The sequence below is a fragment of the Nostoc sp. NZL genome (assembly GCF_015714705.1).
GTDB classification, from domain to species: domain Bacteria; phylum Cyanobacteriota; class Cyanobacteriia; order Cyanobacteriales; family Nostocaceae; genus Nostoc; species Nostoc foliaceum_A.
The window spans coordinates 1-7,627 of record NZ_WBKL01000146.1 but is presented as its reverse complement, the minus strand read 5'-3'; the positions used below and the strand labels follow the sequence as shown (position 1 = coordinate 7,627).

At 43.7% G+C, this 7,627-nt stretch carries 9 protein-coding genes; 3 read left to right on the top strand and 6 right to left on the bottom strand.

The window, feature by feature from the left end; genetic code table 11:
• Positions 1-378: tetratricopeptide repeat protein (locus F8R90_RS20585; protein WP_196512230.1), on the top strand; the 378-nt coding region annotated here is incomplete at its 5' end.
• Positions 379-610: 232 nt separating this feature from the next.
• On the opposite strand, the gene F8R90_RS20580 is transcribed toward F8R90_RS20585, so the two are convergent.
• The 4 genes from F8R90_RS20580 to rplU form a co-directional block, all read right to left on the bottom strand.
• On the bottom strand, positions 611-1,804 hold the full coding sequence (locus tag F8R90_RS20580) for an NADH:flavin oxidoreductase/NADH oxidase (protein ID WP_196512229.1): 1,194 nt from the start codon (positions 1,802-1,804) through the stop codon (positions 611-613).
• A gap of 245 nt (positions 1,805-2,049) precedes the next feature.
• A complete protein-coding gene (locus F8R90_RS20575; RefSeq protein ID WP_196512228.1) occupies positions 2,050-2,766 on the bottom strand; it encodes a molybdopterin-dependent oxidoreductase in 717 nt (238 codons plus the stop codon).
• 429 nt (positions 2,767-3,195) lie between these two features.
• Positions 3,196-3,492 (bottom strand): 50S ribosomal protein L27, encoded by a 297-nt coding sequence (rpmA, locus tag F8R90_RS20570; protein WP_099099325.1) that lies wholly within the window; start codon positions 3,490-3,492, stop codon positions 3,196-3,198.
• A gap of 30 nt (positions 3,493-3,522) precedes the next feature.
• On the bottom strand, positions 3,523-3,930 hold the full coding sequence (gene rplU / locus F8R90_RS20565; protein WP_196512227.1) for a 50S ribosomal protein L21: 408 nt from the start codon (positions 3,928-3,930) through the stop codon (positions 3,523-3,525).
• 452 nt (positions 3,931-4,382) lie between these two features.
• On the opposite strand from rplU, the gene F8R90_RS20560 reads away from it, so the two are divergent.
• Complete coding sequence (locus tag F8R90_RS20560; protein WP_196512226.1) at positions 4,383-4,616, top strand: Nif11-like leader peptide family natural product precursor; 234 nt, start codon at positions 4,383-4,385, stop codon at positions 4,614-4,616.
• A 178-nt stretch (positions 4,617-4,794) separates the two neighbouring features.
• A complete protein-coding gene (locus F8R90_RS20555) occupies positions 4,795-5,883 on the top strand; it encodes a nucleotidyltransferase domain-containing protein (protein WP_196512225.1) in 1,089 nt (362 codons plus the stop codon).
• Positions 5,884-5,966: 83 nt separating this feature from the next.
• On the opposite strand, the gene F8R90_RS20550 is transcribed toward F8R90_RS20555, so the two are convergent.
• A complete protein-coding gene (locus F8R90_RS20550) occupies positions 5,967-6,263 on the bottom strand; it encodes a hypothetical protein (protein ID WP_196512224.1) in 297 nt (98 codons plus the stop codon).
• Between the two features lie 162 nt (positions 6,264-6,425).
• Positions 6,426-7,550: a magnesium chelatase ATPase subunit I gene (gene bchI / locus F8R90_RS20545; protein WP_196512223.1), complete on the bottom strand. Its 1,125-nt coding sequence runs from the start codon at positions 7,548-7,550 to the stop codon at positions 6,426-6,428.
• Between the last annotated feature and the right edge of the window lie 77 nt (positions 7,551-7,627).

The window sequence follows — 7,627 nt, the reverse complement described above, 5'->3', positions numbered from 1 at the left end:
AAACGCCTATTGGGGGATGAACACCCCTCTGTGGCAGCTAGCCTGAACAATTTGGCATTACTCTACAAATCACAGGGAAGGTACAGTGATGCCGAACCTTTGTATACCCAAGCTTTGGAGATGGAGAAACGCCTATTGGGGGATGAACACCCCTCTGTGGCAGCTAGCCTGAACAATTTGGCAGGACTCTACCATTCACAGGGAAGGTATAGTGATGCAGAACCTCTGTACATCCAAGCTTTGGCGATCGCTGAACAACGCTTGGGGGCAAATCATCCCAATACAATAACCTTTCGTGAAAATCTGGAAGACTTGCGGCGGAATCGTCAGCCTTTATTCAAGAGAATGGTTGCTTTTGTCTCCCGTTGGTTTCAGTAATTTAGGTAATCTGCACCGGCTGCATTAGCCGCCTGAGATTCAAATCCTAGTCTAATAAGTAGGCAACATAATTAATTACACAATGTCATTGCAAATGCAGTGAAGTGAAATAAAGCGATCGCAACGCCTAAAACTACTTCTCTACGATATGCTTTGCGAAGGGTGCGATCGCCATAATATTATCTGCGGTTAAACACAAATCAATTGCGATCGCAACATCTGCTGTTTAGATTTATTTCCCCTGTCTCCGTTGTTTAACAGCATAGCCGTAGGGCAAAGCCCAGTTTGGTTCTTCATCCAAATGGGAACGCGCATGAATCGACCAATATGGATCGCGGAGCATTTCTCGACCGACGAGAACCAAATCCGCACATCCACGAGTAATTACTTGGTTGGCATACTCAGCCTCCTTTATCATCCCCACAGCCCCTGTTCTAATTCCAGCCTCTTCTCGGATTTTGGCAGCAAAAGGCACTTGATAACCTGTCTGCACGGGAATCCTGGCATGAGGGACTAAGCCTCCTGTGGAAACATCGATCAAATCAACGCCTAATTCCTTTAGTTCACGGGATAATATCACTGACTGCTTGAGATCCCAACCTCCCTCCACCCAGTCGGTAGCAGAGAGGCGCACAAAAAGCGGCATCCCGCTTGGCAGAATCTCTCGGATTCGTCTTGTAACCTCTAGTAACAAACGCATTCGGTTCTCCAACGAACCTCCGTAACGATCTGTTCGTTGATTACTTAGCGGTGAAAGAAAGGAATGCAACAGGTATCCATGAGCCGCGTGGATTTCGATAATCTGAAAGCCCGCTTGAACGGCACGCTGCGCTGTGGCAACGAAGGCTTCAATCACCTCTTCAATCCCAGCCTCATCGAGGGGTATGGGAACGGGGCCGCCCTCTTGAAACGGAATTGGGCTTGGCCCGACTACCGGCCAACCGCCTTCTTCAGGTGTTAACGGTGTACCACCCAGCCAGGGAACATTGCAACTCGCCTTCCGGCCAGCATGGGCTAATTGAATCCCTGCGATCGCTCCTTGTTGGCGAAGAAAGCGGACAATGCGAGCTAGTGGCTCGATGTGCATATCGTCCCAAAGACCAAGGTCACCGGGGGTGATTCGTCCTTGGGGTGTCACGGCTGTCGCTTCGACTACAATCAGGTGAGTGCCTCCAGTAGCCCGACTCCCCAAATGGACAAAATGCCAATCATTTGCGAATCCATTCTCTGCCGAGTATTGACACATTGGTGACATCGCTATGCGATCGGGCAGGGTGATATCTCGAATTTTCAGTGGACTAAACAAGTCAACTTCCGGTACATCCGAATCGTGCAGACTCGTTGATTGACAACCGGGGGAATCTATGAATTCTAATTCGGTCTGGGCTGGAGATGATGGCAAGGTACTTAGTTTCTCTGTAGTCATGCTGTTACTTTTCCGTGCTTTGTGGACTAAAACTCGTGTCCGAGTTAGCTCGTCAAAATCAATTCTGGATAGGGAGTTTCAGATATTGGGTGTTCGATTTTTTGTCACTTACCAAAGGATTTTTAACTAATCCCCGTAATTCCCCATCCCTCTATAGTGTAGAAATGTAAGGAACTTCCAAATAAAAAAACATCCCATTGCCAAGGGACAAGAATAACAAGGTAAAATTTTCTCCCCCAGCTCCCTTATAGCCCAGCAAACCACTCGTAGCCCTGATCCTCCCAATAACCTTTACGAGGTAACAAATTGCTGACGAATGTAATTTGAGTCACCCACTTGCTTTGCTTGTAGCCAAGTTTAATTGGGGATGCTAGACGCATAGGTGCACCATTATCAACTGATAAAGGTTGTCCATTTTTTTGATAAGCCATGAGAGTTTGGGGATGTACAGCAGAGGCAATATCCCAGCTTTCATAGTAGCCATCCGCAGATTTGAAGTAGACATAGCGGACATTTGACTTAGGCTTTACCAGCGCTACTAAGTCTCGCAATCGCACACCTCCCCATTGAGCGATCGCAGCCCAGCCTTCAACACAGACATGGCGAATTACCATTGAAGTCAAGGGGAGTTTTTGAATATCTGCCATGCTCAATTGTATCGGGTTACTAACCTCGCCATCAATCTTCAGGCGAAACTGCGCCGGATCAATTTGCGGGGTGAAGTCAAAGGTATTAATCAGCAATTTGTCTGGTTCTATGGCACTGACAGGAAATTCAGGTACAGGTTTTTGAGTTAGCAGGAGTGCTTCAAGACTTTGGTTTAGTGGCTCAGATATTTGCCGCAGATTATCTGAGAACAAATTTGTCCCACAGCCACCTAAAAGAAAGCCTACGCCTGAAAGTCCAGATACTTGCAGTAAGCGACGACGGGATAAAGTGCGTTTGGGAAGAATCAGACTCATAGAACCTCTACAGGAACATAGACTTAATTAGACGGATGCTTCCTACCTTCAGGGCAAGTAAGAAATGAGTAATTGTAAATAGTATGACAGTGATAAAGTCACTAGACCCAGAAGACCACATCGCCTAATCCACAAAGTTTCAGAACCAATAATATCTCTGGCTGGCTATCCTAACCTTTGGAACATCTAGTGCAATCATCCGAAAGCTGACAAAAATTGGTACCTAAGGCTTGATATGCGATGCCTACGACGGCAAGCTACGCAATCCAATTTCTGTGTGTAATATTTTATTATTGAAGAATATCTGCGCTTTGATGCTTCTGATACTAATCTATGCGCGACACAGGAACAAAGCGACTTTTAAGCAACCGCTGGGACATGCCAGCCCTAACTAGCGATTAGGGTGGGCACTTTTCCCACCCAAACACTCTAACTTGCTACTGCCTCAGCAGGGGCTGCCTCAGCAGCAGTTATGGGTAAATAAACACTAACTTTTTTACGGGTTTTGCCCTTTCTTTCAAACATTACAACACCGTCGATTAAGGCAAACAGAGTGTCATCGCTACCAATACCGACGTTGTTACCAGGGTGGAATTTGGTACCACGCTGACGCACGAGAATGTTTCCTGCACGCACAACTTGACCGCCATAACGCTTTACACCCAGACGTTGGGCATTAGAATCACGACCGTTGCGTGTACTACCTGTTCCTTTCTTATGAGCCATGATTTCCTCTTGTGTATCTTCTCTTTATTATTATTCAGCAGCGGTTTCAACTTCTTCGGCAGGAGTCTCATCTAAAATGGGGGTTTCCTTCTCCGGTGCTTCTTGGGAAGCAAACACTGCACCATTAAGGGTGATGGAGTCAATCATAAGTCTGGTAATTTCCTGACGATGCCCCCGCTTTTTGCGAGTTTTCTTTTTCGGCTTCATCTTGTATACCAGGACTTTACGACCCCTGTAATGTCGCATTACAGTCCCTTCTACAGTCGCACCTGTCACTAGTGGCTGTCCAATGGTGACTTCACCATCGTGCTGCACGAGTAATACAGCGTCTATTGTAACTTTTTCATCTGGTTCGGTCGGAAGCAGTTCAATATCGTAAAACCGCCCTGGCTCTACTCGTATTTGTTTGCCGCCAGTTTCAATAATCGCGTAGGTCATGGAATTGTCCTTGAGGTTGCCGTACAGGTAGCTGGTTTTTATCTCGTGTAGAGACGCTTTTGCCAGCTTTTGTAATATGTCTACCTGATCCGAGCAGGAATTAGACAGACAATCTAACATACTATTTTATTAACAGGTGCTAAGTCAAGCCTTCATTTGCTAAAAATCGTCATGGCTGAATTATCCACGCGAAAAATGTAAAATACATTTGCAATTCAAAATCAATCTTATTTAGATAAATACAGCTTCCATCTTAGGGCTGAATTTTAAAAATTAGCAGAAATATTTAAACTAAAACTTATATTTTCTTATCAGAATCTACACATTTTTATTCTTTGTTTTAAAATTAAATTTACACGCTTAATCTAAAGGTTATTCACAGAATTTAGTGAATCCACAAAAGTCAGATTACTACATTCAAACCTGATATTTAAAACAGGAGACAGACTGTCATGACACAGCAAAATGCTACCCGACTTTTTCAAGCCGTAAAACAAGATCAAGCATTACAGCAAAGACTCAAAGCAACAGATGATCCAGAAGCCTTCATTAAGATTGCTCAAGAGCGTGGCTATGATTTCAGCGTTGAAGAACTGGACAGTGAAATCAGCAAATTGTCTGAAGAAGATTTAGCTGCCATTGTCAATCCAGGATGGGGGACTAGACGGCACATTAATCCTAGATAATTCCTTTTCTAGGAAACCGAAAGTATCAAAACAACTGAATTGACAAGTTTTGCTCCTCAAGGGGATACCGTTGCATCATCTCCTTTAGGGGCATTTCTCTTAAACTAAGTAACTCTAGTTTCCATCTTCCCACCTGCTTAACTCATGAGTTAGGATGACTATATTTTAATCAGGTGATATGGAAAGAATAGAAGTTGAGCAAAGAACTATTTTAATTGGTTTGGCAGGTAGCCACGGCTATGGTTTAAATCGTCCTGATTCAGACTTTGATTATCGGGGAGTATTTATCGCACCTAAAAGGTACTACTTAGGATTTGATCGCATAGAACAAAAGGATGCTGGTTGGGATGAACCAGGAATATTTCCATTCCTGGATGGCAACAGAGACACAGTTATATATGAATTAAGAAAAATCCTCCAGTTATTAGCGGGCGCAAATCCCAATGTTTTAGAATTACTGTGGTTAAATAACTATCCTTTTGTAAGCGCTGTTGGGCAACATTTAATTAATCATAAACAGTTATTTTTGAGCAAAAAGGTAAAACATACTTACACTGGTTATGCCTTTGCCCAAATCAAAAAGATGGAAACTCATCGAAAATGGTTGTTAAAACCACCGCAAAAAAAACCAATACCATCTGACTTCGCCATAGAAGACGAAGCACCCCTCAGCAAAGATGAGTTAAATGCTTTTTTGGAATATCTTTATAACTTAATCAGAGGACGGATTGAGTTTTTGGAAGAAGCGGAACAACTATACCAATTGCTGACGGCAGATATTGATTTTAAAGGAGTATTAAAACAATATACTTTACCCAATGAAACTTTGGAATATACTCAACATTTAACTAATAGCCGTAAAGATTTTATCCGCCTGCTTCAGAAAAGCCAAAGTTATCAAATAGCTTTAAGAGAATGGAAGGCTTACTTATCTTGGCAGGAAAATAGGAATCCAGCTAGAGCAGAAATGGAAAGAAAGTCGGGTTTTGACCTCAAACATGGGATGCACTGCATTAGATTGTTACGCAGTGGAGTAGAAATATTACGGCGGGGTGAAGTGATTGTAGATAGGAGAATAGCTGGTGATTTTGAGGATTTAAAAGCTATTTTAAAGGGTGAGTATTTTTATGAGCAAGTGATGAAAATGGCAGAAGATTTGGTCACTGAAATGGAAATTGTTTACGAACAATCTGCCTTACCTCACAAACCTGATTTGGAACAAATCAATGACTTGTGTATGGAATTAGTGGAAATGCAGAATTGGTAATTGAAAAGAGACGCAATTAATCGCGTCTGTACATGAGTTAGGAGAGACACGATTAATTTCTCACTCATAACTCCTAACTAATTTTATAGAGTGTACATTAAGTCAGCAAAGCCATAGAGGCTGATGATAAGCAATAGCGATGCTGTTAGTTGGGTAATTCGTGTCTGAGGTGAGGGGGCGATCGCTTCCCGCACTAAGATGGAAATAGATGCCCCAACTACTAAGCTCAAGCCTAAAATTAAATAGGGTATATCCGGTAAAATACTGGCTATTGCCAGCATAGCGATCGCTAATAAGAGCATCAATAATTCTACAAGCCTGGGCGGGTTGTATTGGCTAGATAAAATAAAGCTGTTGAGCCAAAAAGACCAAAATCTCATAGTAAGTGTTGAGTTAGGAGTTATGAGTTATATAGTCAGTGTTGAATGCTGAGTTAGGAGTTGTGAGTTATATACTCAGTCTTGAGTGAGGAATTAAAGTTGTGAGTTATGAAGCAGCTTTCCATTCAAAACTCCTAACTCCTAACTCCTCACTCTTAACTTTTAACCCCTAGCCCCTAACTTTTGACCTGTGCCATTCTTTTGTGCAGCATCACTTTCTGGCAGTTCGACACCAAAGACGCGGCTAAAAACTTTGGCGACTTTATAGCCAGAATCAATCGATTCTAAGGGGTCTTTCCGCAGCCTGTGACGCAAGCATAGCGTAATTACGCGGTGGATATCATCAACCGTAACTTCATTACGTCCTTCGTATGCTGTTAAGGCTTTGGCGGCGCGGTTACTAACAATGTCACCCCGCAAACCATCTACATCCAGTTCTGAGCAGACTTCAGAAATTTTTACCCGCAGATCATAGTCAAGTTTCACTTCTGGCAAAAGCTGTTGAGCATTGACAATTTGCTGTTGCAATGCTTCTTGCTGGGGTTTGTACTTTTCGAGAAATACTAGAGGATTTTGGTCAAAATCCGCCCGTTGTTCTACGATTTGCACCCTCAAGGCTGGTTCTTTTACGGTGTGAATTTCTGCGTGCATCCCAAAGCGATCGAGAAGTTGGGGGCGTAGTTCGCCTTCTTCTGGGTTTCCAGAACCCACAAGAACGAAACGTGCTGGGTGACGGATAGAAATACCTTCCCGTTCTACAGTGTTCCATCCACTCGCGGCGGAATCTAGTAGCACGTCTACAAGGTGGTCATCTAGTAAGTTGACTTCATCCACATAAAGAATGCCCCGGTTAGCCTTTGCCAGAAGTCCCGGTTCAAAGGCTTTGACACCTTCAGATAAAGCTTTCTCGATGTCGATTGTGCCACAAACTCGGTCTTCTGTAGCTCCTAGCGGCAGGTCTACCATTTGGACTTTTTTGTGAGCTACAGGAATTTCCGCCCCTTGTTCTAAAAGTTGGCGGACTTCATCGCTCATCAAGTCGGGGTCGCTAGGGTCGCTACTGAAGGGGTCATTGGCAACCACAGAAATTTCTGGCAGCAGATCCGCCAGTGCCCGGATAGTTGTGGATTTCCCGGTGCCGCGATCGCCCATGATCATTACACCACCAATTTTGGGGTCAATCACGTTCAATAGGAGCGCCAGTTTCATTTCTTCCTGGCCCACAATTGCCGTAAAAGGAAATACCACGCGACGCGCACTTGCCGTGGATTGAGCAGTTGGACTCACTAAATTACCTTAACAATATTTTTCTTATTACAGTTCTCTATTGTGACACAGGTGGGGTGTGGGGGAGTGTGAAGATC

What these genes read in the sequence shown, in the direction of transcription:
- F8R90_RS20580 (WP_196512229.1), bottom strand. Translation starts at nt 1,804, where the DNA reads ATGACTACAGAGAAACTAAGTACCTTGCCATCATCTCCAGCCCAGACC.
- F8R90_RS20575 (WP_196512228.1), bottom strand. Translation starts at nt 2,766, where the DNA reads ATGAGTCTGATTCTTCCCAAACGCACTTTATCCCGTCGTCGCTTACTG.
- rpmA (WP_099099325.1), bottom strand. Translation starts at nt 3,492, where the DNA reads ATGGCTCATAAGAAAGGAACAGGTAGTACACGCAACGGTCGTGATTCT.
- rplU (WP_196512227.1), bottom strand. Translation starts at nt 3,930, where the DNA reads ATGACCTACGCGATTATTGAAACTGGCGGCAAACAAATACGAGTAGAG.
- F8R90_RS20560 (WP_196512226.1), top strand. Translation starts at nt 4,383, where the DNA reads ATGACACAGCAAAATGCTACCCGACTTTTTCAAGCCGTAAAACAAGAT.
- F8R90_RS20555 (WP_196512225.1), top strand. Translation starts at nt 4,795, where the DNA reads ATGGAAAGAATAGAAGTTGAGCAAAGAACTATTTTAATTGGTTTGGCA.
- F8R90_RS20550 (WP_196512224.1), bottom strand. Translation starts at nt 6,263, where the DNA reads ATGAGATTTTGGTCTTTTTGGCTCAACAGCTTTATTTTATCTAGCCAA.